Genomic DNA, 26,421 nt, shown 5'->3' with positions numbered 1-26,421 from the left:
GCTCGCTACAACATTTGTACCGATTTTCAATCAGAAAAATCAATCATTAATATTGATAACTAATGTATAAATGCATATAAATTATAATCCCGCTTTCAGGCTTGCCACGATAAATTTATCCAAATCGCCATTTAACACCGCCGTTGTATTAGATATCTCAACACCTGTACGCAAGTCCTTAATGCGTGAATCATCAAGCACGTAGGAGCGGATTTGCGATCCCCAGCCAATGTCAGATTTGCTATCTTCTAGGGCTTGCTGTTTTTCCATGCGCTTTTGCATTTCAAGCTCATAAAGCTTGGCACGGAGCATTTTCATGGCGGTGTCTTTGTTGGCGTGCTGTGAACGCTCGTTTTGGCACGCCACAACCACACCTGTAGGCTGGTGCGTGATACGCACGGCAGAGTCGGTGGTGTTAACGTGCTGACCACCCGCCCCGCTCGAACGGTAAGTATCGATACGCAGGTCAGCTGGATTAATATCAATCTCTACATTGTCATCAATCTCAGGAGAGACGAACACCGCTGAGAATGACGTGTGACGACCGTTATTACTGTCAAATGGCGACTTACGCACCAGACGATGAACGCCAATCTCAGTGCGAAGCCAGCCAAAGGCATAATCGCCCTTAACCGAGATGGTTGCTGACTTAATGCCTGCCACACCACCATCAGACACCTCCAAAACTTCCGCCTTAAAACCGTGCGACTCACACCAGCGCAGATACATACGTAGCAGCATCTCTGACCAGTCTTGGGCTTCGGTACCGCCAGAGCCTGCTTGGATGTCTAGGTAGCAGTTATTAGCATCCATCTCGCCGCTAAACATACGCTTAAATTCTAAGTCTTCGACTTTTGCATTCGCGTCATCAAGCTCGGCTTGTACATCAGCAAGCAGGCTTTCGTCATCTTCTTCGACCCCAAGCTCAAGCATGGCGGCTGCATCTTCTAGTGCAGCATCCAGCCCCTCGATAACACCGATGATGCCATCTAGGACGGATTTTTCTTTGCTGATCTTAGTGGCGAGCTCAGGGTCGTTCCAGATGTCGGGGTTTTCTAGTTCTAGATTGACTTCTTCTAGGCGTTCTTTTTTGCTTTCGAAGTCAAAGATACCTCCGAAGGTCTTGACCGCGCTCGGTCAGGTCTTTAATTTGTTCTTGATATGGGGCGATTTCCATGATGATTACCTTAAGCTTAAAAAATTAATAAATAACAAGAAATTATATCAAATCTTGGCGATTTTGAGAATGTATTTTTAAGGTTTGACCCGCCTGATGTGCTCGATCACCAGCACATCTTCAGCCCTTACAAAATCAACATCGACGGTCTTATATCTCATGCTACACATCACGCCTGTTTCATTTTGGCGATAGGCGGGCCGTGGATCTTGAGCGATAAGGCTTAGGATAATGTCTTTGTCGTCGTTTTGTAGGGTGTTATTTAATATTAACACCTCAAAATCACCCTCCGCCCGCTCACTTGTCTTCACATCGCGAACACTTGGCTTGTCAAATCCCATCGCTTCGTGCACGCCATCCACATACGGCAGATATGGCTTAATATCAAAGATGGGTGTACCATCCGCCATGTCCGCCCCAATGATGTGCAGAATCGCTTGATTGTCGACAACCTCCAACCTATCAAGCTGCACCACCGACAGACCGATTTGGCTTGGGCGATACATGCTGCGCGTGGCAAATACGCCAATTTTATCATTACCACCTAGCCTTGGCGGACGCACTTGCGGGCGGAAATTCACCTGCTCTTTATTATGGTGGAACTGCCACAAAATCCAAAGATGGCTATAATTCTCAATGCCTACAAAAGCATCTGGATTATTAAAAGGTGCAACAAAACGAATATGGCTTTTTATGGCGACCAAATTCGGCTGGCGCGGGATGCCAAATTTCTGAGTTAAGGGCGAATGATGATGGCCGATGACGGGGAGAGTATGGTGTGCGTTCATGGTGTTTTTGGGCGGTTTATGATAAAATATAAGTTCCTTATGCCAAAAAGTTAATAACAGTCCATGGCAAAAATCGCTATCATAGCACAAATTTTGTATTAGCCCAATTTTGTGCTAAACTTTATCTTTAAATCAAACTCATTTTCATTAATACAGTCTGGAAATCCTCATGTCAAAATTCATCAGCGAAACCGTGACTTATGTTCACCACTGGACAGACACCTTATTCACCATCAAAACCACCCGCAGCGACAGTTTGCGTTTTCGCAGCGGCGAATTTGCCATGATCGGCTTAATGGTGGATGGTAAGCCGTTGGTGCGTGCCTACTCCATCGCCAGTCCTGCATGGGCAGAAGAGCTTGAATTTTACTCCATTAAAGTTCAAGATGGTCCTTTGACATCACGCCTACAGCACATCAAAGTTGGCGATGAGCTACTAATCAGCAGAAAACCCACGGGCACTTTAGTATTGGATGATCTACTACCTGGTAAGCACTTATACATGCTCGCCACGGGCACAGGCTTAGCCCCATTCTTGTCGTTGGTGCGTGAGCCAGAAGTTTATGAGCGCTTTGAGAAAGTGATCTTGGTGCATGGTGTGCGCCATGTCGAAGATCTTGCTTATCGTGATTTCTTTGAAAATGAGCTGCCAAATGATGAAATCTTTGGCGAATGGGTACGCGAGAAGTTCATCTACTACCCTGCTGTAACGCGTGACGAATTCAAAAACCAAGGTCGTGTGACCGATCTATTAAAATCAGGCAAACTGTTCGAGGACATCGGACTACCACCGATCAACAAAGACGATGATCGCGCGATGCTTTGCGGTAGTATGGCGATGAATGCCGACACCGCTGCTATTCTAGATGATTTTGGTCTAACAGTATCGCCACGCATGGGCGTACCTGCTGACTATGTGCTAGAGCGTGCATTTGTGGGTTAACCCATCGCTTTGCAGTGCCAATTAAAAAGACGCGCCATGTTGAGCGCGTCTTTTTTTGCTTTTCATTCACAGCATTGTGATTAGATTTTATTCCAATACTTAAGCACTCACAACCAATCAGGAGTTGGACGGTTGGTGTACGCCAAAATATCCGCCTTGCCACAGCGATAATAGGTACGATAGGCACCAACGGTATCATCGCCTTGATACTCATCGGGCATGACCTGCGGGGGTGCGATAAAAGGCGTGTTGGTGGAGATGGGGCAGTTTAGCAGAATGTGGCGGAGCTTTTGGTCGGTCAGATGAACCTTGCCATAGCGGTGCGTGTACTCATCGCACAGGGCGATAAACAGCCGATAAAGCCAGTCATAATGCGACTTTGAGCCACGCACCCACACCGTACATGGGTGGTTTTGGTGCGTGCATTTATACAGCACCGCCTGCTCATCATCGCAAAGGACATTGTCACACAGATGATGAGCAGTACAAAGGAGCTGCGCGTATTCCAATATCATCTTGACCACGTGCTTATTACCATGAAAACTAGCACAGCGTATCGGGTCAGGGTCAAGGTAGAAAATATTCAAAATGCTCTATTTGCCGTCAATCACAGCACGGATTTTACTTGCCAGTTCTGCCAGCTCGTCTTGATCTGCCATGACACTCTCGTGCTTGCCAAGCTCGTGGATGTGCGTTGGGATTAGGTGCATATGATAGTGGAACACGCTTTGCCCTGCTTTGGCGTGGTTAAGTTGCATCTGCACAATGCCGTCCACGCCTAGGGCTTTGCGTTGGGCAATGATGACTTTTTGGGCGGTTTTGAATACCGCACAGGCATATTCGCACGGCAAATCAGACAGCTCCACCGCTTCACACTTTGGAATGACCAACACATGACCTGTCGCCTGCGGCATGACATCCATAAAGGCAAGGGTATTGTCGTCTTCATAGACCTTATGACAAGGGATTTCGCCACGCAGGATTTTGGCGAAAATATTATTGGTATCGTAGCTCATTTTGTCTCTCCTATAGGGCTGGCTTTAGCATTGTAGCATAATTATTTTAAATTTCACTTGGGAAATTTTTGAGAACTTTTACCACCAATTCTTTGGTTTTATGATATAGTAAAAACAGATTTTTGAGTATTTATTTATGAACGACACGCCTGATTTTATCTTACAAGACATACTAACCACGCCTGATTTTATCTTTCGCACACACAACGTCAAAATTGATAAATTCATCATCCAAAAAGATCTTCCCATGATGTTTTTGGCGCATTATGACAGCCTACCCGATGACATCAAGACGCAAAAACCGCTTGATCTGTCCTTATTAAAGATGATGAATGAGAAAGTCACCGCCCAAGAAGCCTGCCGGATTTTAGAGTTGCCCGCAGGCACGATCCAAGCCGCCACCCACATAAAAATCAGTGGCACGACCGTCATCGTCTGTGATGACTTCCCATTGGCGCTGCATTTATCATTTACCAATACTGCCAAAGAATCACAAGCAACCTACCATTTAGACATCGATCAATCACTAAACGCCGAGGCGGGCAATTTTGTCTTTGCTGGTAACGTCAATGTTCTGCACAAGAGCACCATCAAGACACTCATCAGCGTAGATTTTGGTGAAGAAGAATACATCATCGAGCCCAGTGATAGCTACACGCGCCTGCCCAATGCGCACGCACTATCCACCACGCACACACTCAACACCCTAAAAGACAACTCCCCTCAAGTCCTGTCATATCTACAACAATCTATCCAATATAAAATCATGTCGCATTATCATGATCAGTTTGGCATTTAATTTAGTCTTAGGCTATGCATTGGTAAATTAAAATAACCGCCCACAAAAAAAAGACCTTGCATTTACAAGGTCTTTGTATCAGCTTGCGATTAGCCTTTTAGTACAGCGAAGATCTCATCACGCACGGTGTTAATGTCTTTAGTGCCGTCAAAGTCATGGTATTCTGGGGCATTTTCGCCTGATTTTGCAACCGATTGGTAGTGACCGATCAAGGCAGCAGTCTGAGCATGGTACACACCTAGGCGATCGCGCACTACTTCTTCTTTGTCATCATCACGCTGAACCAAGTCTTCGCCCGTAACATCATCCTTGCCCTCGACCTTTGGTGGATTGTGAATAATGTGATAAGTACGACCTGATGCCAAGTGCGCACGTCGACCTGACATACGGCTTACGATCTCATCATCAGGAACACTGATCTCAATCACGTGATTAATATCCACGCCAGCTTCTGCCAGAGCCTCTGCCTGAGCGATGGTGCGCGGGAAGCCATCAAAGATACATCCATTAGCACAGTCAGGCTGTGCGATACGCTCTTTAACCAAGTTGATGATTAGTTCATCAGACACCAGCTGACCTGCATCCATGACGCTTTTAGCAAGTTTACCAAGCTCAGTACCCTCTTTGATGGCAGCGCGTAGCATGTCACCAGTTGAAATTTGTGGGATGCCGAACTCTTTTGAAATCAGTTGCGCCTGTGTGCCTTTACCTGCGCCTGGTGGTCCTAATAAGATGATACGAAGCATGCTCTTTCTCCAAATAATTAAAAAACGGCTCACCGCCAATACAATGTTACACTATAAACCACCCATTAAGATTGTTCAAGTGCTTTTTGATAAGTTGTCTATTTTTCGCCTTTAGGCTAGGCAATAGCAAACAGACAATAAAAAAACAGCGTCATTTAACGCTGTTTTTTGGGTTATGGTACGATTTGCGAGATGGTCAGATTAACTGCATTTTGAGTCTTATTAAGCACCACGGGGTTGGCAGCCATGTCGCCTGACTCAGAGACCGCACCACCAGAATGGCTGATGCGCGCATTCACCACCAGCTCGTCGCTTTCTCGCCCTAGTGTTAGCGTGCGGGTTGGCATCATGGCATCCAGATCGCTTAGCGACACGACCGCACGTCCGCCTCGAATGCTACTTACTGGCAAGCGTTTCACCGCATAAGGCGCGCCACCATTAACAGAAGAGATGGATACGAATAACGCATCTGATTCTTTAATCTGTGGCAGCATCTGATCCGATACCGATACCGTCACATTAACGCCTTGGGTTGCTTTGGCTTCTTGGGATTCGATGTTCGCCAATAGCTCATCCAAGCTTGCCAATGCCTCGCTTCTATTACCCGAAGAGGCGGCGATTTTTGAGCGAAGTTTATGTATCCACGCCTTAGCATTGGTAAAATTACCCGCACGTGTCTCGCCCATCGCCATCAGCATCTGCGCGCCTTCATGATCGGGATTCTTACGCAGAATGTCAATCAAGACATTGCGCGCTGTCGTATCAAGCTTGCCATTATTGGCAAAAAAACTAGACTGCGCGTAAGTCATGGCAATCTCAATATTATCAGGGTCTAGGCGGTGCGCACGCGACAAGGCTTCTAATGCCTGCGGTTTCGCCTCTAGCGCCGTAAACAGCTCAAACAGACGCATCCAACGATTGGCATCAAAGGCATTGGCATGAACATTGGTCTGCATGGCGGAGATCAGCGCAGCACTGTCCTTGGTTGCCCACTCTGGTGGCACGTCAATCTTACCCGTCAATAGATCATCAGCCACCTGCCCTACCGAGTCTTTGGCTCCCCATAGCTTATACACAGAAGTGCGATCAGACGTGGTCAAATACGCCAACGCTGCCAACAACGGAATCCACACCATCACAATCAGACGTGACTTAAAGCCAACAGGCGCATAACTTTGTGATCGGGCTTGTGCTGCCAATAGTTGGCGCTTTAGCTCAGTGGACTGGGCTTCATAATAAACTTCATCAATCGCCCCTGCGGCTTTATCGGCATCAAGTTCAGCGATGCGACTATTGAACACCTCGACATTGACTGACATCAGGCGGTTGTCATTAACCACGCGTCCTTTTAACCAAGGGTAGATCACCACAAGCGCAATCAGCACACACAACAGAGCGCACAATGTAAAAAATAACAATAAACTGGGCGTCATGATTTATCCTCTGGCGTTTTGTTGTGTTGATGGTTATTTAGAAGCTTATTAAGCTGCTCTTCTTCGCTTTTACTTAGCTGATTGGGCACGCCTTGAGTAACAGGCGTGCGGCCTTTTTTGGCTTTATAAAGCCAGCCGATGACCAATAAGACAAGCAGAATCGGCGGAAAGAACCATAAAATCCACGTCGATGGGCGCACAGGCGGCTTATAACTAATAAAGTCACCATAGCGTTCAAACATATAATCACGAATCTCGGTATCGCTGCGACCGTCATTAATCATCTCGTAGGTTTTTTGCTTTAAATCTAGAGCGATCGGCGCATCAGAGCCTGCCAAGTTTTGGTTTTGACACTTAGGACATCTAAGCTCTTCGATAAGCGCTCGGTAACGCGTCTCATCTTCGGAGGTCTTAAACTCATACACTTCAATACCTGACGACGCTTGCATCATCACGCCCATAAATAAAGTCGCCATCATGATTTTTTTCATTATCAGCCTCCTAGTTACACGCGTTGATTTTAACATCATCAGTCAACTTATCATCAGCAAGTGCGATCATGCACGGCTCAATCTGAGCTTTCCAATTCTCTTGATTAATCTCGCCTGTGACGTGCTTGAACACGATGCCACGCCCATCCACAACGAAAGTCTCAGGTGCACCCGTCAATCCCAAATCAAGACCGTAGCTACCATCTAAGTCTTGTATCGAATAGATGAACGGATCTTTGTGCTCATTGAGATAGCCTAACGCATCAGGCAGCTCGTCTTTATAATTCATGCCAATCATGGGCACACCTTGAGCGTGCAACTGCATCAAAAAAGGATGCTCCACAAAGCAAGTCGGACACCATGAACCCCAAGCATTCAGCAAAAATGGCGTCTTTGGTAGGTCTGCATTCGTCATCGTGCGCGTGGTATCAGACAATAAAGGCAGGCTAAATTGCGGCAAAGGCTTATTCATCGCGGTAGTGATCTTCACATCCGTCTCTTTACCAAGGCGGAAATAAAACATCACCATTGCCAAAATAAAAATCAAAAGCGGCAAAATAAAAATCCAAGCGCGTTTGTTAGATGCTGCCATGATCGCCTCCTGTGGTCGAGCGAGATTGGATGAGAGATTTATCAAGTTTCTTAATGCGATAACGCCTATCGAACATGGCGATCAGTCCGCCGAGTGCCATTAATATCGCCCCAAGCCATAGCCAGCGCACCATTGGCTTAACATACACACGAACAGCCCAAGTGTCATTGCTGGCATTACCTGCAGCGTCGACAATCGGCTCGCCCAATGCGATGTACAGCTCGTTCAATAAGCTTGGACGGATGCCAACTTCTGTCATCGGCATCATTGATACGACATAATTGCGCTTCTCAGGGTATAACGTGGTGATGAGCTTGTCGGCTTTTTTGACTTGTACGGTTGCTCGTGTGGCATCGTAGTTTGGCCCTTTAACTTCATCAAATTCTTGTAGATAAAAATCATAACCCTGAACATGCACACTATCGCCCACGGTCATGGCGACGTCCTTTTCTAGGCTCATCGCTGATACGCCAGCCACCCCAAGCGCAGTGACCAACACACCGATGTGAGCAAGCTGCATCCCATAGTAGCTTGGTGTAAGCTTTCTTAAGCCTTCACCAAGATTCTTAGCATGACGTATCTTATCCTTGATGTCCACCACCATAAAGGCAAGTACCCACACACAAAGCGCCGCTGTGATATATGCACCATAATCAAAATGCGCATATTCTTCTAGCATGCTCATCATATAGGTCACAACAGCACCAAGCACAAGTGCGCTCACTGCGCAGGTCATGACGGTCATTAATAGTGGACGGCTGTCGTATTTATAGCGTAGGTTTGAGCCAACACCCATAAAGGCAAGCAAAATCCACGTCAATGGTACAAATAACGCATTAAAATACGGAGGGCCCACCGACACCTGACCCCATTTAAAGACATCTGCCAGCATCGGATAGAGCGTACCTAACAGCACCACAAGCGTCGCCACGAGCAGGATGATGTTATTAATCACCAATACCGTCTCACGAGATTTGAGCTGGTAAGTGCTCTCAACCGTCAATCGCCATCCGCGTAAAGCAAACATCAACAGACCCACACCGATCACCATGCCCAAAATTGCCAGAATCGCAAGACCACGTGTAGGGTCTGCCGCGAAGGAATGCACTGAAGTAATCGCACCCGAACGCACCAAGAAAGTACCTAGAAGCGATAATGCAAACGAGAAAATCGCCAACATCATCGTCCATGCCTTGAACACGCCACGCTTCTCAGTCACTGCCAAGGAGTGCATGAGAGCCGTTACCGCAAGCCAAGGCATAAAGGAAGCATTCTCCACAGGGTCCCAGAACCACCAGCCACCCCAGCCAAGCTCATAATATGCCCACCAAGAACCGATCGCGATGCCCAATGTCAAAAAGCCCCAAGCAGCCACTGTCCATGGGCGAGACCAACGCGTCCATACTGCATCTAGTCGCCCTGCCCACAGCGCCGCCATACAGAAGGCAAATGGCACCGCTAGACCTACATAGCCCATATACAGCATCGGCGGATGGAAAATCAACCCAAGGTCTTGAAGTAGTGGATTTAAATCTGTACCGTCCACAGGAATATTTGGTAATGTACGATCAAATGGATTTGAGGTAAAAATCAGCATAAGCAGCATCATCACCTGTACCATCGCCAATACAGACAGCACGCGAGCACGCATATCCAAAGGTAAGGCACGACTAAATACCGCCACTAGCATGCACCAAGTCGCAAGAATAGTCAGCCACAGCAGCAGTGAGCCCTCATGACCACCCCAAGTCGCTGATATCTTATAATACCAAGGCAGCAAGCTATTAGAATGACTGGCCACATACACCAGGCTAAAATCATTATAAATAAAACCTGCTACGAGCGCACAAAACGAAATCATCATAGTCAAGAACTGCGCCACCGAGAGGCTTGGCGCAAGGCGCTGCCACTGCACTTGGTTTTTTATGACCCCAACGGTGGGCAAAATTGCTTGCAATAACGCAAGCACCAACGCCAAAATCAGCGCAAAGTAGCCCAATTCTGTGATTAACATAGTACATACCTTCTTTTTGGTATTAATAACAACGAGCTTGCAAATGCTGGCTTTTTTTCAAAATTAACACAAAAAACAAAGCCATCAGCCAATGAAATCTCATCACCAACAGCCTTGTTATAGTTATTCATAAAATCAAATAAAAACCAAGCCATAGCCCGGTTGCACACCTTTAAATCAAAATGCGCTCTAGAAAAACACTGCCACCAAATGCAGCCATCCTGCCAACAGACCCGTGATCGCGCCCAGTACGACAAGCGTCATCTCGTCTTCTTTAAAGGCAGGTCTTAATAAATTCTGAAATTCTTGGGGTGACAGCGCACGAATACGACTCTCAAACAATCCAAATATCTTGCTTGCTCGCGATGTGTTCAATTCAGGACTGCGAATTGGCACCATGGTCGCATCGATTGATTTATCAATGATTGTATCTTTAAATTCATCAAGCTCACGGCTTGTCATGCCCATTTTTAGGGTTGTGGCAACCACAGGTGATTCCAGCAGATCATACAGGTGCTTTTTCATCAGGGTGCGAGTTTCATCTGCCTTGGCGCCATACATCATCTCATGCATGATATTTTCTAGCGTGACCAGCTCATTTACCACAATCTCAGCGAACACACTGGATACTTCATCTTGGCGCTTCATAAAGCCCCCCTGCCAAGAATAACGATGAATGTGCGGCAGCATCAGATGCACACCCTCTTCATCACGGCGGAATATGCGAATAAAGGAAATATAGCGCGGTTCAACAGGATTAAACACCATCCAAATGGCAATCCAATTCGTCAACGCACCCCAGATCGCCGCAAAAAATGGCACTGTCCAATGCTGCGGTACAAAATAAAAAATCCCCATCTGAATAATACCAAACCCAAAACCAATCAAGGCACTGATTTTCCAGATAAAGTTAATTTCTTTTTTGCCCACCCTTAAGAACATATCAACCATCAGCTTGCGATCGCTTTCCATCTTGCGGACGATCATCTGACGCATGTCCACCAGTCTCTCGACATTATAAGTCAAATCCAGCACTAAGGATTTCATCACCGTCGCAAGCTCTTTATGTGCATGCGCATAGATGCGGCGGCGAATCGCATACGGCATGTTATTCCAGATTCCCTGATAGCGCTCTAGCATAATCTCATCAATCAGCTGCTCAAGATTTTTATCAACCGTACTGGTGATAAAATCCGCCATCTCTTCAGGCTCCATCGCCTGAAAAAATTCATCAAGTTTGCCCAGCTTCGACAAAGTCTGATCGACAATCACACCTGAGATTTTGCCAGCCTTAGCCGGTACGATGCCCTGCCAGCCCAAGCCCTTTAAGCCAAAAGGCATGCCATCAATGGGAATACCCCAAAACTTAATCGGGCGAAACAGCATCTCTAGCGCCATCCAAACATGCGCCCAAGTCACGAATGCCGTGACGGGAGGAATGGTTAACATTGCTATAAATTCAGGATGTTCGGCGAGAGCTTGCCAAATGGACGTAAACATATCAGTAAAACCAAATAAAAGCGTTTGGTATTTTATCACAATTTCATCGAACTGTCAGATTTTCCTGATTGATAAATCAGCACATTCTGATAAGATAAACCAACCCACAAGCGTTACAGACTTGTACGGATTTTATATAAAGACTTGCCCATTTTTCCATCATCACAATCGAATAAATGCTATAATAAGCATCATCTTAATCACCATCATATCAAGTATGAATCGTAGCGCAAGAACCCTAAAGAATAACAAATCAAATAAATCCAATACATCCACCAATCAAGTTCGTATCATCGGCGGGCAGTTCAAGCGTCGTAACATCTGCTTTATCGACGCTGACGGTCTTCGCCCTACCCCTGACCGCCTACGCGAGACGATTTTTAATTGGCTCATGGGTGAGCTTCAGGATGCTCGAGTCTTGGATGTTTGCGCAGGTTCGGGCGCGCTGGCATTTGAATGCCTGTCTCGTGGCGCGTCTTTTGCGACATTGATTGAGACAAATGCCGCACAGGCTAGCCAATTAAAATATTCAGCCGACACCCTAAAGCTCACCAAGTCCGATGTTCAGATTATCAATAACACCGCCCAAAACGCCCTACCCACCCTTGATTCATCTTACGACATCATATTTATCGATCCGCCGTACGCGCTGAACCTATGGCATGATATTATTAATACCATCATCACACACAAGTTATATCATGTTGATACACTGTTTTATGTGGAAAGCGATCAGGCACTGGAACCGTTATTAAACAGCTTCGATGTTCATTGGGTAAAATCCGCCAAAGTCGGGCAAGTTTTTGCAGGAATTTTTCAATTAAATACCTTATAATATAAAGCAGATTAACAGTGCATTTCCCCCTTCAAAACTCCAAAAGCAATCACAGCAGTTTTTATCAAAAATACTTGCCAGATTGGATATCATTTGGTATAATCCGAAACTGTTTTTTGAGAGCCCTTCGTTTCCCAACTCTTAAAGCAAGTAAAATTAAGCCTTTTGGCTGATTTTTTTATTTGTAAACTCTCAAACTCAACTAAATAGGTTTTATATGACTACTACTATCAGTGCCAAACCCGCTGAAGTTGTACATGACTGGTATGTCGTGGACGCTGAAGGCAAAACGCTAGGTCGTCTAGCTTCTGAGATTGCTTCTCGTCTACGTGGCAAGCACAAGCCATCGTACACTCCACACGTTGATACTGGCGATTATATCGTTGTTATTAATGCTGACAAAATCGCCGTTACTGGCAAAAAAGCAGAAGACAAGAAGTATTATCGTCACACTGGCTACCCGGGCGGTATCAAAGAGACTAACTTCACTAAGCTTCTTGCTCACAAGCCAGAAGACGTATTGCACAAAGCCGTTAAAGGTATGCTACCAAAAGGTCCTTTGGGCTATGCGATGATCAAAAAGCTAAAACTGTATGCGGGTACTGAACACCCACACGCAGCACAGCAGCCACAAGTTTTAGACATCTAAGGAGATAAACATGGAACGCAATTATGGTACAGGTCGCCGTAAGACTTCTACTGCCCGTGTTTTCTTGTCTAAAGGCACTGGCAACATCGTAATCAACGGTAAATCACTAGACGAATACTTTGGTCGTGAGACTTCTCGTATGGTCGTTCGTCAGCCACTAGAACTACTAGACGTAGCTACCAGCTATGACCTATACATCACCGTTACTGGTGGTGGCGCAAGCGGTCAAGCAGGTGCAATCCGTCACGGTATCACTCGTGCGCTTATCGAATCTGACGAAAGCCTAAAACCTGCTCTAAAAGCAGCTGGCTTCGTTACTCGTGATGCTCGTGAAGTTGAACGTAAAAAATTGGGTCTACGCAAAGCACGTCGTCGTCCACAATTCTCAAAACGTTAATTCTTACGATTGCGAATTTACAAAAAACTCTCGTTTTGCGAGAGTTTTTTTATACCTGCTAATCACGATTAAAATAATTTGTCCAAAGGATAAATTCTTAATAAATTAACAATTATCAAGTGGTAATAATTGCTCAAAATATTGATCTAAATTAATAAAAAACGGCCAATTTATTTTTTAGTAAAAATAAATTAAATGTTAATTTTTATTAATTTAATACCCTTACCAATTCCCACCGCTCTACTTGGATATTGCAGGGTTTTTACAAAAAACTGCACTTTTTTGTCAATTCATTAAAAATTTTGCGACTTTTTTTCACATTAGCGCAATAGAACAATTTATTTTATGACGAAAATAGCTTAAAATAGTCATGTTTAGTAAACTAGTAAAACAGGCACAGCAAATGTGGATTTGTGATAAAACTGTTTTATCATGTCCACACACCCAGTATGGGATAGATTCCCATTCTTTATTCTGGAGGAAGTTTTAATGAGCCATGCCGAAGGCGTGAATATTAAACGCCGTAGAGTCTTAATCGCAACCACAGCTGCCATCGGTGCAGTTGGTATGGGCGCGATAGCCACCCCATTTGTGCGTTCTTGGTATCCAAGCGCCAAAGCGGAAGCCGCGGGCGCTGCTGTTATTACCGACATCAGCGGCATCGAAAATGGTCAAATGATCACTGTAAAATATCGTGGCAAACCAATCTTTGTCGTTAAACGCACCGAAGAAATGGTGGCAAACCTTAGCAAAGTTACCCCAAAACTAAGCGATCCTGATTCAGAAGCTTCAATTCAGCCTGAATACTGCAGAAACGAAACTCGCTCAATTCAACCTGAGATATTGGTGGTTGAGGGTGTTTGTACGCATCTTGGCTGTGCACCGACCTTCCGTCCTGAAGTGGGTGCGGCTGACTTAGGTGGTGCTGATTGGTTTGGTGGTTTCTTCTGTCCTTGCCACGGTTCTTTGTATGACCTATCTGGACGTGTTTATAGTGGCGTACCTGCCCCTACCAACCTACCTATTCCAGAATACAGCATTGATGGCAGCATCTTGACCGTTGGGGAGGCGTAATGATGAGTATCGCTAAGAAATTTATGGGCTGGGTAGATGCACGCTACCCTGCGACCGAAACTTACGAATACCACATGTCAAAGTACTACGCACCAAAAAACTTTAACTTTTGGTACTTCTTTGGCGTGTTGTCAATGGTTGTGTTGGTTAACCAGTTAGTTACTGGTATCTGGCTAACCATGATGTTTAACCCTAGCGCTGAAGGTGCATTTGCCTCGCTTGAATACATCATGCGTGATGTTAAAGGCGGCTGGTTAATCCGCTACATGCACTCAACTGGTGCTTCAGCGTTCTTCATTGTTGTCTATCTGCACATGTTCCGTGGTCTGCTATATGGTTCATATCAAAAACCGCGTGAGCTGGTATGGCTGATCGGCATGGCGATCTACCTATGCTTGATGGCTGAAGGCTTTTTTGGTTACTTGCTACCTTGGGGTAACATGTCATTCTGGGGTGCTCAGGTTATTCTTAACCTACCTGCTGCCATTCCTGTGATTGGTGACGGTCTTGCTGAATGGGTTAAAGGTGATTACCTAATCTCCGGCATCACACTAAACCGCTTCTTCGCTCTACACGTTGTTGCAATTCCATTGATCCTAGTAGGTTTGGTATTCATGCACTTGGTTGCACTGCACCACGTTGGTTCTAACAACCCAGACGGCATCGACATCAAGAAACTAAAAGATAAAAATGGCGTACCTCTAGACGGAGTACCTTTCCACCCTTACTACACTGTGCATGACATGGTTGGTATCGTGGTATTCTTCATCTGCTTCTTTGCAGTGGTATTCTTCGCACCTGAAGGTGGTGGTTACTTCCTAGAGAAACCAAACTTTGAAGTTGCGAACGCTCTTAAGACGCCTGAGCACATCGCACCTGTATGGTACTACATGCCATTCTATGCAATCTTGCGTGCCGTTCCTAGTAAGCTAGGTGGTGTTATCGCAATGGGTGCAGCGATTGCCGTGTTGTTCGTGTTGCCTTGGCTTGACCGCTCACCAGTACGCTCGATTCGCTATAAAGGCATTCTATCGAAAATCGCCCTAGCAATCTTCGTGGTAAGTTTCCTAATTCTAGGCTACCTAGGTGGTACAGCATCTACCCCAACTTCTACCATCGTTGGTCGTATTTGCACCATTCTATACTTCTTGTATTTCCTTCTGATGCCGTTCTACACGTCTATCGAAAAATGCAAACAACCACCAGAACGTGTTACGGGAGGTCACTAATGAAAGCATTTAACCTAAAAACACTAGGCGCAGGTCTACTGCTGGCGGGCGCTTCTTTGGTGGCAAGCCCTAGCGCAATGGCTGCAGGTGGTCACGGCTGTGGTACATATACCGAAGCTGATGGTACAAGCACCACTCTAGAATGTAGCAAAGCTCCGATCGATCTTACAAACAAAGGTTCACTACAACGTGGTGCTGCCATGTTCATGAACTACTGCGTGGGCTGTCACTCAGCCCAGTACGTACGTCACTCTCGTATCGCACAGGATTTGGACGTGCCGCCAGAGCTTGTTGAGAAGTATTTGATGGTAACATCAGATCAGATCGGTGATCACGTTACTGCGAACATCGATCCTGAACTACAAGGCGCTTGGTTCGGTGCCGCACCTCCAGACCTATCTTTAGAGACTCGTCTGCGTGGTGATGATTGGGTATATACTTACTTACTATCATTCTACGAAGATCCAAGTCGCCCTTGGGGTGCGAACAACCTAGTACTTGCTAATGCAGCAATGCCACACGTTCTTCATAACCTACAGCAAGAGCTTGGTGAAGAAGAATACAAAGCACGTGTTGGTGACCTTGTGAACTTCATGGCATGGATGGCAGAGCCTGTCCGTCATGATCGTAAAATCTATGGCGCGTTCGTGATTTTATTCTTGCTTGTCCTACTGATTCCAGTATATCTACTCAACAAAGAATTCTGGAAAGATGTAAAATAATCCCGAGCGATTATAAAGCCAGTGTGAATACACTGGCTTTTTTTGTTATTTTAAGATAATTACCACCCTTTTAGTCATAAAAAAAGATATTTTCAACGGGCATTTAGGTGCATCCAATATTGATGCCATTCTTGCAAAATGCAGTCAGAAAAAAAACAGACTTTTCTCTTGATTTTTTAAGACAAAATCATTTTTTTTCTTTTGATATTATGATAATATCTATATTAACATATGGTTTCATTATTTTACAAATATTAAGGATTTTGTTATGAACAAAAGCTACCGAGTTATCTTTAATCATGCCACAGGCGTGTATCAATGTGTGTCGGAGTTTGCCAAAGCAAAAGGCAAAACTAAGTCGGTTAAGGCGTTGGCGTTGGCAAGTTCGCTTGTTGTAAGTGGAACTAGCTTTGGGGCAAATATTGAATTCACAGACGGGCAAACGCATACCATTGAGGGCAACAGAGCTTTTGATGGCGAGGTACTTATCAGCAACCCCAATACTAAAGCAACCATTAAAGGGCAGTTAGTATTTGGTAACGGTGATGATACCAATGCCACCATATCAAATCAAGCTGTTGTTGAAAGCAACAATGACATTGCGATTTCTGCCGGACAAAACGCAACGGTTGTTATTGATAATGCTAGCCTAGCAAATAAAAGCGGCATTTTAGCCTTGGGATTGACGCCATCTAATACTGCCAAACTGATTGGTAGAAATGGTGCAAAAATTACCGCTTCTGGCATTGTGAGTATTGCTAGTATAGATAATAGTACTGCTACGGTTGAACTTATAGGGCAAGATACATTGCTGTCAGCTACAATCATCAATGTTGGCGAGCAAGCAGGTGCAAAAGGCACACTAACGCTTAGTGATGAAGCAAATATTAAGGCTGATCAGTTGTTGATTGGTCGTGGCGATAAAGCCACGGGCACACTTAATGCCAATAATGCTAGTATAGATGCTGATTCCATGGCTGCAGGTGTTTATGGTGATGGTGTTGCTAAACTGACTAGCAGCAAACTTAATCTCAGCGACAGTTATATTTTAGCGGACGGTCAAGGCTCGACTGCTGATGTTGTGAGTGTGAATAGTGCGATATTGGCACAATCTGCCGTCATTGCCACAACGGGTAATGCAAACTTAAACAGCAGCAGTGACACTTATCGCATTCAAAAGAGCTTAATTGTTGGACAAATGGCAGGCTCAAAAGGAAATGTTAATTTTGAAAATAACAATATGAGCGTTAAGGACATGAATTTAGGAATTTTTGATGGCTCGCAAGCCGATGTGGTCATCAAGGGAGGTGATTCCAATTTCCAAATTGATAATGAATTAATCATTGCCAATGGTGGCACAGGTTCGCTAACTTTGGATAAAACATCACTTCATCATGTTGGGAACGTTAGAGCAGGTGCGGTTTATGTTGGTGGTGGTAGCGATGGCGGTACAGCTGGGACACAGGGTGGCACAGGCACACTCAACCTAAAAGACAGCACGCTTGTTACCAAAGAAGTTATTGTTGGCAACACAGGCAGCGGCACACTTCGCCTCGAAGCAGAAAATACCGATGACTATCTGACAGGGCTGTATACCAACCAAATCAGCCGCAATGCCGGCTCTAGGCTGTCTGAGATTTATATCAATGGGGCAGAGATTGGTATTACCACCGATCAGCCCAACCTATTTGCCAATTTTACCAAAGACAATAAAATTGAGCTTGGCAATAAGGGTGTTTATTTTGAAACAGCAAATGTACAGTCGGGTACAAATGTCGCTATTAATCCCAATGCGGTTTTGACAGGTCATGTTGGTGCCATTAATATAAACAACCCCGATGATTCAGCTGGTTTTTGGAAGTCGGGTGCGGGCACGCTTGAAATCAATGAAGATTCTAAAAAGTTCACAGGGGACATTGCTGTTACACAAGGTGTACTAAAAATCAATGGCAATTACACCATGAATGGTGAAAATCTGGTCATTGGGATACTGGACTGGAATGAAGATGGCGTACTAGATACCATAAACGAACATGGCAAACTTGTCGTAACAGGCACTGCCGACATCAGCAAGGGCAATCTAAAAGTGTATGCCGAAGAACTTATCGCAAACACCACCAAAGACAGCGTTTGGCGTGATGTGGTATCAGCAGGTACGCTAAACGGTCAATTTGCCAGCCTAGATGACAATAGTCCACTTGTGGATTTTGAAGCGGACTACTCTGATGCTAATAAAGTGCATCTAAAATTAAAGGCACAAGACACCAAACCTGAGCCGCAACCTGAGCCGCAACCTGAGCCGCAACCTGAGCCGCAACCTGAGCCGCAACCTGAGCCGCAACCTGAGCCGCAACCTGAGCCGCAACCTGAGCCGCAACCTGAGCCGCAACCTGAGCCGCAACCGCGGATTATCGGCACTTTTGAAAATGCTGTCAATAGCCAAACCCAACATTCTATGCAAAATTTAGCACAAATTTTAGATCGTGCAGTGGCAGACAGAGTCTCGGGCAATGCCAATGACTTGGCGGACAGTCTCATTGCTGACACCATCAATTATGGTCAAGCTGATCTTGCCAATCTGGTCATCAACTTGCAGCCACTACTATCTGGTTCGGTCAATCGTATTGTGGCGGACAGCGGTAGCGCATTTGGCAGCATCCTCTCCACCAGAGATTTTGACCCGAAAAAGACCGTTTGGGTAAAAGTCATCGGTAATGAAAGCAATCTTGACCAGCACGCCAGCGGTCTGACGGGCTTTGACAGTCGTGAAGCGGGCGTCATCGTCGGCGCAGACACTCGGGTTGATCGGGGCAATATCGGTCTGGCTTTGGCATACAGCCAAAATGATGTGGATAGCCAAGGCTTTGTCAATCATCATGCCGATATCGATACCAAGATGGCGTACATTTATGCCAATACAGTCGCAGGTGCATCAGGTAAAACCGCTGCCCGTGCTCATATTGGCGCAGGCGTTGCCAGTATTGAGGGCAAGCGTCATATTATTAACAATCAAATCGCTCATTCTAATTATGATGCTGATGTCATCACAGCAAGTCTTGGCGTGACTCATCAAATCGGCACGGCAGAACGCCACATCACCCCCTTTGCCAAAATCGACTTTATTCAGGCTAAATCAGATGGCTATACCGAGACGGGTGCAGGTGCTTATGGTTTGACCGTAGATAAAGCCACCTATGAAAGCCTAATCAGCACAGTCGGCGTACGTGGATCTGCCAATATTACACCTCGACTTGCCATCACAGGAGTGGCATCAGTAGGTTTGGATAATGGCGATCGCCGTAGCGACATCAGCGCCACATTCGCAGGCTTTGAAGGTCAGCGCTTTGGCGTGCTAGGTCATGAGGTTGGTAAGACCATCACTGGTGCAGGGCTTGGTATTTCATATCATCCCACCGCCAACAGTACGCTGTCTTTAAGCTATCAAGGTCAATGGCGTGATAATTACGACAATCAAGGCGCTGCACTGGGCTTTGAGATGAAGTTTTAATTCAACCTCACACCATTCACCCTGTGCTAAGTGCTGTCAGAAATCCTGCCAGAATTAGCACTAAACACAACTTAAAAAGACTGGACTCCATCATGCAGTCCAGTCTTTATTTTTTTTGAATACATCAGCAGAACATCGAATCACCATACTCAAAAAAACATACCAACTGGTCGGTATTTTTTATAAATGATTTTTGGCATTCACTGAGAAAATTACAGAAAAATCCACACACGAGCAGAAAAATTTGCTAAACTAAGACTCATTTAATAATATTACCTGATGGTATGGCGGACTTTTCTCACCTTCTACCGACACAATTCATCCTGTATGGCGATGATGGCTATGACAGCCATGTGATACGATTACTATTGGAAGAAAAACAACTGTCCTACGAGCTTGCCTTGGTCAAGGACGAGCGCCCAGACGAGCTTGTCGAGCTTAATCCTTACGCCACCCTTCCCATCTTGGTGGGACGAGACCTCACGCTTTATGAACTCAATACCATCTTTGAATACCTAGAAGAGCGGCACGGCGCAGGCAAACTATTACCCGACACGCCCAAAGAGCGGGCGATGGTTAGGCAGTTAGCATGGCGATTACAGACCGACTGGCTGACGCTGGGTAGAACGCTATTGACTCACCCAGACAGCTTCAACCCACAAACCGCCCTCATCGCCAAAAAATCGCTGTCAGACTCTTTGACTACCCTATCGCCCATTTTTGTCAAGCATGAGTATTTTTTGTCCGAAAGCTTTGGGTGGTGCGATGTCATCTTAGCCCCCTTACTTTGGCGATTACCGAGCATGGGTATTGAGCTGCCAAGCACGCTGTGCAAGCCGCTGTTAGCCTACCAAGATCGGTTGTTTTCACGCCCAAGTTTTAAAAACAGCCTAACGAGCCGTCCAAACTTTTTGGATAAATCAGACCAACTCATTTAACATCACCTCTTTAAATCAACTGACGGAGCCATCATGACTTTCACACCAAAACGCCCTTACCTGATTCGAGCGATGCACGAATGGCTTGAGGATAACGAATTGACCGCTTATCTCATGATTGATGCCACGCATGGCGACGTGGTTGCACCACTTGATTATGCCCAAGAAGGTCGTCTGGTGTTGGCAGCATCTTATCAAGCAACCAAAGACCTACACATCGATAATGAGTCCATTTCTTTTGCAGCGCGTTTTGGTGGGGTATCCCAAGATGTTTGGATCCCGATGGCGGCCGTGCTTGGCATCTATGCCAAGGAAGACCCCAGCGAAGGATTCTTCTTTGACCCTAGCGAATATGCCAACATCACAACACCAGACCCAGAGCCACCGACGCATTCAGGTCTAAAATTCGTTGATTAAACTCAATCTCCTTTAGATCAAGCCAAGCACTCCTTGGCTTGATTTTTTTACGTGATTTTGTGGGCAATTTACGGTAGAATTAACCATTTTATTATATAACTTTATAAGGTACATCATGACAGCCAAACGCCAAATTCTTGTTACCAACGCCCTACCCTACGCCAACGGCTCTATCCACATGGGGCACCTTTTGGGCTATATCCAAGCCGATATTTGGGTGCGTGCCATGCGGTCTATGGGGCATGACGTGATTTATGTCTGTGCCGATGACGCTCACGGAACGGCGATTATGCTCCGTGCCGAAGCAAACGGTATCACGCCCGAAGAGCAAATCAAAGGCGTGCAAGTAGAGCACGAACGAGATTTCGCTGGCTTTGGCGTGTCTTTTGACCACTACGACAGCACGCATAGCAAGACCAACCGCAAGCACAGCGAAGCGATTTACCTTGCCAATCATAAGGCAGGCAACATTGCCATCAAGCCCGTAACTCAGCTATTCGACCCTGAAAAACAAATGTTCCTATCCGACCGCTTTATCAAAGGCACCTGCCCCAAATGCAAAGCGGACGACCAATATGGCGACTCATGCGAAGTGTGTGGCACAACCTACAACGCCACCGAACTTATCAATCCGCGCTCCACCCTAAGCGGTGCAACGCCTGTGGAAAAAACGTCCGACCATTACTTTTTTAAATTGCCAAACTTCACCGAATTTTTGCAAAAATGGACACGAGATGACGGACGACTGCCTGTTTCTATCGCCAACAAATTGGACGAATGGTTTGAGGCTGGGCTTGTCGACTGGGACATCAGCCGAGACGCTCCGTATTTTGGCTTTAAAATCCCTGACACGGACGACAAATATTTTTATGTGTGGGTGGACGCTCCGATTGGCTATATGGCAAGTTTTGAAAACTACTTGACCGCTCACCGCCCTGATGTGTCATTTGATGATTATTGGAGTCCCGACAGCACCGCCGAAGTGTATCATTTTATTGGCAAAGACATCGTCTATTTCCACGCCTTATTTTGGCCTGCCATGCTCACAGGGGCGAATTATCGCACGCCCACGAGCCTATTTGTCAATGGCTTTTTGACCGTCAATGGCGAAAAAATGAGCAAATCTCGTGGCACATTCATCAAAGCCGAAACATACCTAAACCACCTAAATCCTGAATATTTGCGTTATTATTTTGCGTCCAAATTGTCTGATAAAGTAGAAGACAGTGATTTAAATCTTGATGATTTCATCACCAAAGTCAACTCCGACCTTGTCGGTAAAGTCGTGAACATCGCCAGTCGTTGTGCTAAATTTATCAACACCCAATTTGATAATAAATTGTCCGCTGCCTGCGCCGAGCCTGAATTGGTAAACAAATTTATCCAAGCTGGCGACAGTATCATCAAGCACTACGAAAGCCGTGAATTTAGCACCGCCATTCGTGAGATTATGGCACTTGCCGACCTTGCCAATCAGTACATTGACGACAAAAAACCGTGGGCGGTTGCCAAAGAAAACCCGAACAGTAAGGATGTCCAAGACATCTGCTCTGTGGGGCTAAACCTATTTCACAAAATCATGGTCTATCTGTCGCCTGTACTACCAAAGCTGACAGAGCAGTCCAAAGAATTTTTGAACGTGGAGAGCATGAATTTTGATGAACGCTTTCATATCCTAACGCATTCTATCAATGAGTTTAAGCCCCTTTTGCAACGCATTGACCCCAAAAAAGTGCAAGCCATGGTTGATGATTCAAAAGAGAACCTACAACCCACCGACACCAAAAAAGCCCAAAAATCTAAAAAAGAGAGTAAGCCTGTGGAAACCACCGACCAAAACACCTTTATCGGCATTGATGATTTTGCCAAAGTTGAGATGAAAGTCGCCAAAGTGCTTGAATGCAATCACGTTGAAGGGGCGGATAAATTACTGCAATTTACCCTTGATGTGGGCGATACTGATGAACAAGGCGAAAAGCAAACTCGTAATGTATTTAGCGGCATTGCTAAGTTTTACAAACCAGAAGAGTTACAAGGTAAAACGGTGATTTGTGTAACCAACCTTGCCCCACGCAAGATGAAATTTGGTATCAGTGAGGGCATGATTTTATCAGCTGAAAAAGATGGACAGTTGACCGTTGTAATACTGCCTGATAGCATGGCAGCAGGGGCGACGCTAGACTAATAAGCATAAAAAATAAGGGGCTATGACCCCTTATTTTATTGCATGAGTGATTATTTTTTGAGCCTTATTAAGTTGCTGGTCGTCAAATAGCAGACCAACGAGCCGCTTGATACCAATGCCACACCCCAGCCAAAACGACGACGAGAGCGACACACCCAACAATATCGCCGCGATCACAGAAGACAGTACAGGCGTAAAATACGATGCAACCACCATCGCCGTTGCATTTGCTTTTAAGATACCAAAATTCTAAGCGCCACAGCTAAGACCAATCGCAGCACCTGTCGCCAGCACATACAGGATAGACATCGGACTTATCTCATCTGGCACACTACGATCAAACAGTATGTATTTCAGCCACATCATCAGCGCTGTCAAGACGAGATACAGCGCGATAATCATCAAGCACGGCCGATAGTTTAAGATGCTAACCTCGATCGCCTACGTCTCTGTGCGAGCATATGCTACAACAAACGAAAAGCAAAGCTCATATGATACGAACAGTGCGGCGGATACCCATAAGAAAATCTTTGATGCTTGATGAATCTTGAGAATCTTAAAAATAAGCAATAGCAGTAATGCGCTAACAGTATAGACGAGTGCAACACCGAGCGACACACCCAGCAATGACGATACCTGCTTGATCAAGCCCACCATCGACGTCCATAAGACGATGGATGTCATGCCGATTAAAGTTGCTGCCTTTTGATCCATGGCTTGCCACCATTTAAATAAAAGGAAATAGTTTAATAGAAATTTTGGACAAAAAAAACCCCAAGACAGGGGGGACTTGGGGAAAAAGTGATAACTACAAGAGTTACACTATAAAAATGGCGCAGCGGACGGGACTCGAACCCGCGACCCCCGGCGTGACAGGCCGGTATTCTAACCAACTGAACTACCGCTGCGAACATGGTGGGCGGTAACGGATTCGAACCGCTGACCCTCTGCTTGTAAGGCAGACGCTCTACCAACTGAGCTAACCGCCCATGTTCTAGGAACTGCTGAACTTAGTAGAACTTAACAGGCTTAGCTGTTTTTACGTTACCGTGTTCGTTCGTTGTGGTGCGTATTATATAGATTTCTGGCGTAGTGTCAAACACTTTTTTCATAAAAATGTAAAATAATTTATAAATTTATGATTTTATTGATTATTTTACAGTGAATAGTTTTGATGGACATATTCGTTGACTTGAGCGAGTCGCTCCATCGTGCCCACATCAACCCACTTATCCTGCATCAGCTCGCCAGTGATGCGCCCTTCTAGCATGGCATTTTTTAGAAATGGTGCAAGTGGCGCTATCTCGCCTGCGGTTACAGATTCAATGAGTTTGGGTGATAACACACTCAACCCTGCAAAAGTGTGATTGGGCAGAGATTCGCTCTTTAGGGTCGCTTTGTCGCCATCTAATGCAAAATCACCCTCTGGGTTGTGATCGGGATTCACCGTTAATACCAAATGCCCTAAGCGATCGCCAAGTGCGACATCTGTCAAACGCTTAAAATCATACTCACTCCAAACATCGCCATTCACCAGAATGAAGGGCTCATCGCGCAGATAACCATTCGCCAAGGCTTGTTTGATGCCCCCTGCGGTCTCTAGCGGCTCGGTTAGCACACTCTCGTTGGAGATGTGTAGATTCACCCCAAGACTCATCTGACTCAATGTACCAATGATGATCTCTCCCAAATAGCCAACGTTAATCGCGATGTCAGTAATGCCTGATGCACGCAGACGCTCAATATGCCAAACAATCAAAGGCTTGCCCGCAACAGGCACAAGTGGCTTAGGCGTGGTTAGCGTTAAGGGACGCATGCGTGTGCCCTTGCCCGCTGCTAGAATCATTGCTTGAGTGATCATGGGTACTTCTTCTTAATATAGATGCGCTTGAAAAAAGGCGAAATATCGCCTTTAGTGTTTGTATTTTTAGTTAAAATTAGCATGATAAGATGGCAAGACATGCGCTTTTAGCCACGCATAAAATGGCTCGATGCTCTGCTCACCATGGGATTGTAGCCATTCTAGCTCAGCATTCAAGTCTTTCATCACTTTTGGGATATCCTCTAGATATCGATGTTTACCATCGCGTTCTAAGAGGCGAATAAAAATGCCAAGCACTTTTAGATGGCGCTGTACGCCCATGATGTTCACGTCTCTGGTAAAGTCATCCAAATTAATATTTAGCGCTTTGATGGCGTGAAATTCGCCAATCCTAGCATTAACCCAAGTCTCATGAAAATCAACATAAGCATCGCGCACCAGACTCACCAAATCATAACTGTACGCACCGATGGCCGCATCTTGAAAGTCAATCACGCCAAGCGCATCACTGCCTTTATCCGCCATGAGATTGCGACTGTGATAGTCACGGTGGACGACGACTTTTGGCTGCAGTTTGATTTGCTCAATAAGATCATCTTTAAATGTCTGCCACATGCTCTTTGCATCTTCTGTCAAAGACACACCCACATAAGGCAGGAACCACTCGGTGAATAAATCCATCTCAGCCCACAGCTTCTCGTCACTGTAAGCAGGCAAATTAACATCGGTAGGTAAAGTCTGCAAGTCCGCTAAAGTTTGCAATGCCTTGGTATAATATGCATTAAAATTGTCCGCATCGTCACGAATGAGATGTGCAAATTCCACCGTACCAAAATCTTGTAACAGCAAAAACCCTCGCTCAATGTCACGTGCAATAATATCAGGCACATTGACAGCACTGGTCATGATCTCAGCGACATTCACGAATTCGACCACGCTTTCTTTATCAGGCGGTGCATCCATGAGTAGATAAGTGGTGTACACACCCTCACCGGCGTTCATATAGATACGATGATAACGGCGGAAGCTGGCATCGCCCGCCAAGCTCTCCACACGAAAACCCATGCTTAGGTTAGCATTCAAAAAAGCCATCATCTCATCATGGCGTGCTGTCATGTTGATTCCTTAAAATATCAAAAAAAAGAA

27 protein-coding genes and 2 tRNA genes are annotated in these 26,421 nt (G+C 45.5%); 13 read left to right on the top strand and 16 right to left on the bottom strand.

Annotation, left to right across the window (positions count from 1 at the left end; genetic code table 11):
* Positions 1 to 81: 81 nt before the first annotated feature.
* Both prfB and tsaA read right to left on the bottom strand, forming a co-directional pair.
* Positions 82 to 1,177 (bottom strand): peptide chain release factor 2 gene (prfB, locus tag AAX10_RS03255; RefSeq protein ID WP_149038843.1). Its coding sequence is split into 2 segments (ribosomal slippage): positions 82 to 1,104 and positions 1,106 to 1,177, totalling 1,095 coding nucleotides; the frame shifts between segments, so codons are not numbered across the junction.
* 77 nt (positions 1,178 to 1,254) lie between these two features.
* Positions 1,255 to 1,965 (bottom strand): tRNA (N6-threonylcarbamoyladenosine(37)-N6)-methyltransferase TrmO, encoded by a 711-nt coding sequence (gene tsaA / locus AAX10_RS03250; protein WP_046699818.1) that lies wholly within the window; start codon positions 1,963 to 1,965, stop codon positions 1,255 to 1,257.
* A 169-nt stretch (positions 1,966 to 2,134) separates the two neighbouring features.
* Between tsaA and AAX10_RS03245 the strand changes: the two genes are divergently transcribed.
* Complete coding sequence (locus AAX10_RS03245; protein ID WP_036361967.1) at positions 2,135 to 2,908, top strand: ferredoxin--NADP reductase; 774 nt, start codon at positions 2,135 to 2,137, stop codon at positions 2,906 to 2,908.
* 107 nt (positions 2,909 to 3,015) lie between these two features.
* Here the strand turns inward: AAX10_RS03245 and AAX10_RS03240 are convergent, their stop codons facing one another.
* A complete protein-coding gene (locus AAX10_RS03240) occupies positions 3,016 to 3,495 on the bottom strand; it encodes a pyrimidine dimer DNA glycosylase/endonuclease V (RefSeq protein WP_046699817.1) in 480 nt (159 codons plus the stop codon).
* Positions 3,496 to 3,501: 6 nt separating this feature from the next.
* Positions 3,502 to 3,924, bottom strand: a complete 423-nt coding sequence (locus tag AAX10_RS03235; RefSeq protein ID WP_046699816.1) for an HIT family protein — start codon at positions 3,922 to 3,924, stop codon at positions 3,502 to 3,504.
* A gap of 136 nt (positions 3,925 to 4,060) precedes the next feature.
* Here AAX10_RS03235 and AAX10_RS03230 point away from each other — a divergent pair, with 136 nt between their 5' ends.
* The gene (locus AAX10_RS03230; protein ID WP_046699815.1) at positions 4,061 to 4,723 is read left to right on the top strand and encodes a hypothetical protein; all 663 of its coding nucleotides are present in this window, start codon (positions 4,061 to 4,063) and stop codon (positions 4,721 to 4,723) included.
* 89 nt (positions 4,724 to 4,812) lie between these two features.
* Here the strand turns inward: AAX10_RS03230 and adk are convergent, their stop codons facing one another.
* From adk to AAX10_RS03200, 6 genes are all read right to left on the bottom strand, one after another.
* The gene (gene adk / locus AAX10_RS03225; RefSeq protein WP_046699814.1) at positions 4,813 to 5,469 is read right to left on the bottom strand and encodes an adenylate kinase; all 657 of its coding nucleotides are present in this window, start codon (positions 5,467 to 5,469) and stop codon (positions 4,813 to 4,815) included.
* Between the two features lie 173 nt (positions 5,470 to 5,642).
* On the bottom strand, positions 5,643 to 6,902 hold the full coding sequence (gene ccmI / locus AAX10_RS03220) for a c-type cytochrome biogenesis protein CcmI (RefSeq protein WP_046699813.1): 1,260 nt from the start codon (positions 6,900 to 6,902) through the stop codon (positions 5,643 to 5,645).
* Complete coding sequence (locus AAX10_RS03215) at positions 6,899 to 7,393, bottom strand: cytochrome c-type biogenesis protein (protein ID WP_046699812.1); 495 nt, start codon at positions 7,391 to 7,393, stop codon at positions 6,899 to 6,901. Before AAX10_RS03215 ends, ccmI begins: the two co-directional genes overlap by 4 nt.
* A gap of 10 nt (positions 7,394 to 7,403) precedes the next feature.
* On the bottom strand, positions 7,404 to 7,985 hold the full coding sequence (locus AAX10_RS03210; protein ID WP_046697990.1) for a DsbE family thiol:disulfide interchange protein: 582 nt from the start codon (positions 7,983 to 7,985) through the stop codon (positions 7,404 to 7,406).
* On the bottom strand, positions 7,972 to 9,999 hold the full coding sequence (locus AAX10_RS03205) for a heme lyase CcmF/NrfE family subunit (RefSeq protein ID WP_046699811.1): 2,028 nt from the start codon (positions 9,997 to 9,999) through the stop codon (positions 7,972 to 7,974). The genes AAX10_RS03210 and AAX10_RS03205 overlap by 14 nt, the downstream gene beginning before the upstream one ends.
* A 189-nt stretch (positions 10,000 to 10,188) precedes the next feature.
* Positions 10,189 to 11,499, bottom strand: a complete 1,311-nt coding sequence (locus AAX10_RS03200; RefSeq protein ID WP_046699810.1) for a DUF445 domain-containing protein — start codon at positions 11,497 to 11,499, stop codon at positions 10,189 to 10,191.
* 217 nt (positions 11,500 to 11,716) lie between these two features.
* Here AAX10_RS03200 and rsmD point away from each other — a divergent pair, with 217 nt between their 5' ends.
* The 11 genes from rsmD to AAX10_RS10055 all read left to right on the top strand — a co-directional run bounded on the left by rsmD (position 11,717) and on the right by AAX10_RS10055 (position 23,706).
* Positions 11,717 to 12,334, top strand: a complete 618-nt coding sequence (rsmD, locus tag AAX10_RS03195; RefSeq protein WP_046699809.1) for a 16S rRNA (guanine(966)-N(2))-methyltransferase RsmD — start codon at positions 11,717 to 11,719, stop codon at positions 12,332 to 12,334.
* Between the two features lie 217 nt (positions 12,335 to 12,551).
* Entirely contained in the window at positions 12,552 to 12,983 is a 432-nt protein-coding gene (gene rplM / locus AAX10_RS03190) for a 50S ribosomal protein L13 (RefSeq protein WP_036361947.1), read from the top strand.
* A 10-nt stretch (positions 12,984 to 12,993) separates the two neighbouring features.
* A complete protein-coding gene (gene rpsI / locus AAX10_RS03185; RefSeq protein WP_036361945.1) occupies positions 12,994 to 13,380 on the top strand; it encodes a 30S ribosomal protein S9 in 387 nt (128 codons plus the stop codon).
* Between the two features lie 489 nt (positions 13,381 to 13,869).
* Entirely contained in the window at positions 13,870 to 14,454 is a 585-nt protein-coding gene (petA, locus tag AAX10_RS03180; protein WP_046699808.1) for a ubiquinol-cytochrome c reductase iron-sulfur subunit, read from the top strand.
* A gap of 23 nt (positions 14,455 to 14,477) precedes the next feature.
* Complete coding sequence (locus tag AAX10_RS03175; protein ID WP_173944188.1) at positions 14,478 to 15,683, top strand: cytochrome b; 1,206 nt, start codon at positions 14,478 to 14,480, stop codon at positions 15,681 to 15,683.
* Positions 15,683 to 16,405 carry a cytochrome c1 gene (locus AAX10_RS03170; RefSeq protein WP_046699807.1) on the top strand — a complete coding sequence of 241 codons (723 nt, stop codon included), beginning with the start codon at positions 15,683 to 15,685 and terminating at the stop codon, positions 16,403 to 16,405. The genes AAX10_RS03175 and AAX10_RS03170 overlap by 1 nt, the downstream gene beginning before the upstream one ends.
* 268 nt (positions 16,406 to 16,673) lie before the next feature.
* A complete protein-coding gene (locus tag AAX10_RS03165) occupies positions 16,674 to 19,913 on the top strand; it encodes an autotransporter domain-containing protein (protein WP_046699806.1) in 3,240 nt (1,079 codons plus the stop codon).
* A gap of 284 nt (positions 19,914 to 20,197) precedes the next feature.
* Positions 20,198 to 20,851, top strand: coding sequence for a glutathione S-transferase N-terminal domain-containing protein (locus AAX10_RS03160; protein ID WP_046699805.1), 654 nt, complete (start codon positions 20,198 to 20,200; stop codon positions 20,849 to 20,851).
* Between the two features lie 33 nt (positions 20,852 to 20,884).
* Positions 20,885 to 21,268 (top strand): stringent starvation protein B, encoded by a 384-nt coding sequence (locus AAX10_RS03155; protein ID WP_036365218.1) that lies wholly within the window; start codon positions 20,885 to 20,887, stop codon positions 21,266 to 21,268.
* Between the two features lie 115 nt (positions 21,269 to 21,383).
* Positions 21,384 to 23,453, top strand: a complete 2,070-nt coding sequence (gene metG, locus AAX10_RS03150) for a methionine--tRNA ligase (RefSeq protein ID WP_046699804.1) — start codon at positions 21,384 to 21,386, stop codon at positions 23,451 to 23,453.
* 115 nt (positions 23,454 to 23,568) lie between these two features.
* Positions 23,569 to 23,706, top strand: a complete 138-nt coding sequence (locus AAX10_RS10055; RefSeq protein ID WP_158580298.1) for a hypothetical protein — start codon at positions 23,569 to 23,571, stop codon at positions 23,704 to 23,706.
* Here AAX10_RS10055 and AAX10_RS10050 read toward each other — a convergent pair.
* From AAX10_RS10050 to AAX10_RS03125, 6 genes are all read right to left on the bottom strand, one after another.
* Positions 23,703 to 23,858 (bottom strand): hypothetical protein, encoded by a 156-nt coding sequence (locus AAX10_RS10050; protein ID WP_158580297.1) that lies wholly within the window; start codon positions 23,856 to 23,858, stop codon positions 23,703 to 23,705. The two genes, AAX10_RS10055 and AAX10_RS10050, sit on opposite strands and share 4 nt — an antisense overlap.
* A gap of 36 nt (positions 23,859 to 23,894) precedes the next feature.
* Entirely contained in the window at positions 23,895 to 24,167 is a 273-nt protein-coding gene (locus AAX10_RS03145; RefSeq protein WP_036365210.1) for a drug/metabolite transporter permease, read from the bottom strand.
* A gap of 117 nt (positions 24,168 to 24,284) precedes the next feature.
* Positions 24,285 to 24,361: transfer RNA gene (locus tag AAX10_RS03140), tRNA-Asp, on the bottom strand.
* Between the two features lie 5 nt (positions 24,362 to 24,366).
* A tRNA-Val gene (locus tag AAX10_RS03135) sits at positions 24,367 to 24,442 on the bottom strand.
* A gap of 167 nt (positions 24,443 to 24,609) precedes the next feature.
* On the bottom strand, positions 24,610 to 25,314 hold the full coding sequence (locus AAX10_RS03130; RefSeq protein WP_046699803.1) for a nucleotidyltransferase family protein: 705 nt from the start codon (positions 25,312 to 25,314) through the stop codon (positions 24,610 to 24,612).
* Between the two features lie 66 nt (positions 25,315 to 25,380).
* The gene (locus AAX10_RS03125) at positions 25,381 to 26,391 is read right to left on the bottom strand and encodes an aminoglycoside phosphotransferase family protein (RefSeq protein WP_046699802.1); all 1,011 of its coding nucleotides are present in this window, start codon (positions 26,389 to 26,391) and stop codon (positions 25,381 to 25,383) included.
* Positions 26,392 to 26,421 lie beyond the last annotated feature (30 nt).

This window comes from Moraxella bovoculi, from assembly GCF_000988745.2.
Classification (GTDB): Bacteria; Pseudomonadota; Gammaproteobacteria; order Pseudomonadales; family Moraxellaceae; genus Moraxella; species Moraxella bovoculi.
The sequence above is the reverse complement of the archived record's forward strand: the minus strand, read 5'-3'. Positions and strand labels throughout refer to the sequence as shown.

Excerpts from the sequence above, each read along its gene's own strand:
- tsaA (WP_046699818.1), bottom strand. The coding sequence starts at position 1,965 with ATGAACGCACACCATACTCTCCCCGTCATCGGCCATCATCATTCGCCC.
- AAX10_RS03245 (WP_036361967.1), top strand. The coding sequence starts at position 2,135 with ATGTCAAAATTCATCAGCGAAACCGTGACTTATGTTCACCACTGGACA.
- AAX10_RS03235 (WP_046699816.1), bottom strand. The coding sequence starts at position 3,924 with ATGAGCTACGATACCAATAATATTTTCGCCAAAATCCTGCGTGGCGAA.
- AAX10_RS03230 (WP_046699815.1), top strand. The coding sequence starts at position 4,061 with ATGAACGACACGCCTGATTTTATCTTACAAGACATACTAACCACGCCT.
- adk (WP_046699814.1), bottom strand. The coding sequence starts at position 5,469 with ATGCTTCGTATCATCTTATTAGGACCACCAGGCGCAGGTAAAGGCACA.
- ccmI (WP_046699813.1), bottom strand. The coding sequence starts at position 6,902 with ATGACGCCCAGTTTATTGTTATTTTTTACATTGTGCGCTCTGTTGTGT.
- AAX10_RS03215 (WP_046699812.1), bottom strand. The coding sequence starts at position 7,393 with ATGAAAAAAATCATGATGGCGACTTTATTTATGGGCGTGATGATGCAA.
- AAX10_RS03210 (WP_046697990.1), bottom strand. The coding sequence starts at position 7,985 with ATGGCAGCATCTAACAAACGCGCTTGGATTTTTATTTTGCCGCTTTTG.
- AAX10_RS03205 (WP_046699811.1), bottom strand. The coding sequence starts at position 9,999 with ATGTTAATCACAGAATTGGGCTACTTTGCGCTGATTTTGGCGTTGGTG.
- AAX10_RS03200 (WP_046699810.1), bottom strand. The coding sequence starts at position 11,499 with ATGTTTACGTCCATTTGGCAAGCTCTCGCCGAACATCCTGAATTTATA.
- rsmD (WP_046699809.1), top strand. The coding sequence starts at position 11,717 with ATGAATCGTAGCGCAAGAACCCTAAAGAATAACAAATCAAATAAATCC.
- rplM (WP_036361947.1), top strand. The coding sequence starts at position 12,552 with ATGACTACTACTATCAGTGCCAAACCCGCTGAAGTTGTACATGACTGG.
- rpsI (WP_036361945.1), top strand. The coding sequence starts at position 12,994 with ATGGAACGCAATTATGGTACAGGTCGCCGTAAGACTTCTACTGCCCGT.
- petA (WP_046699808.1), top strand. The coding sequence starts at position 13,870 with ATGAGCCATGCCGAAGGCGTGAATATTAAACGCCGTAGAGTCTTAATC.
- AAX10_RS03175 (WP_173944188.1), top strand. The coding sequence starts at position 14,478 with ATGGGCTGGGTAGATGCACGCTACCCTGCGACCGAAACTTACGAATAC.
- AAX10_RS03170 (WP_046699807.1), top strand. The coding sequence starts at position 15,683 with ATGAAAGCATTTAACCTAAAAACACTAGGCGCAGGTCTACTGCTGGCG.
- AAX10_RS03165 (WP_046699806.1), top strand. The coding sequence starts at position 16,674 with ATGAACAAAAGCTACCGAGTTATCTTTAATCATGCCACAGGCGTGTAT.
- AAX10_RS03160 (WP_046699805.1), top strand. The coding sequence starts at position 20,198 with ATGGCGGACTTTTCTCACCTTCTACCGACACAATTCATCCTGTATGGC.
- AAX10_RS03155 (WP_036365218.1), top strand. The coding sequence starts at position 20,885 with ATGACTTTCACACCAAAACGCCCTTACCTGATTCGAGCGATGCACGAA.
- metG (WP_046699804.1), top strand. The coding sequence starts at position 21,384 with ATGACAGCCAAACGCCAAATTCTTGTTACCAACGCCCTACCCTACGCC.
- AAX10_RS10055 (WP_158580298.1), top strand. The coding sequence starts at position 23,569 with ATGCCACACCCCAGCCAAAACGACGACGAGAGCGACACACCCAACAAT.
- AAX10_RS03145 (WP_036365210.1), bottom strand. The coding sequence starts at position 24,167 with ATGGATCAAAAGGCAGCAACTTTAATCGGCATGACATCCATCGTCTTA.
- AAX10_RS03130 (WP_046699803.1), bottom strand. The coding sequence starts at position 25,314 with ATGATCACTCAAGCAATGATTCTAGCAGCGGGCAAGGGCACACGCATG.
- AAX10_RS03125 (WP_046699802.1), bottom strand. The coding sequence starts at position 26,391 with ATGACAGCACGCCATGATGAGATGATGGCTTTTTTGAATGCTAACCTA.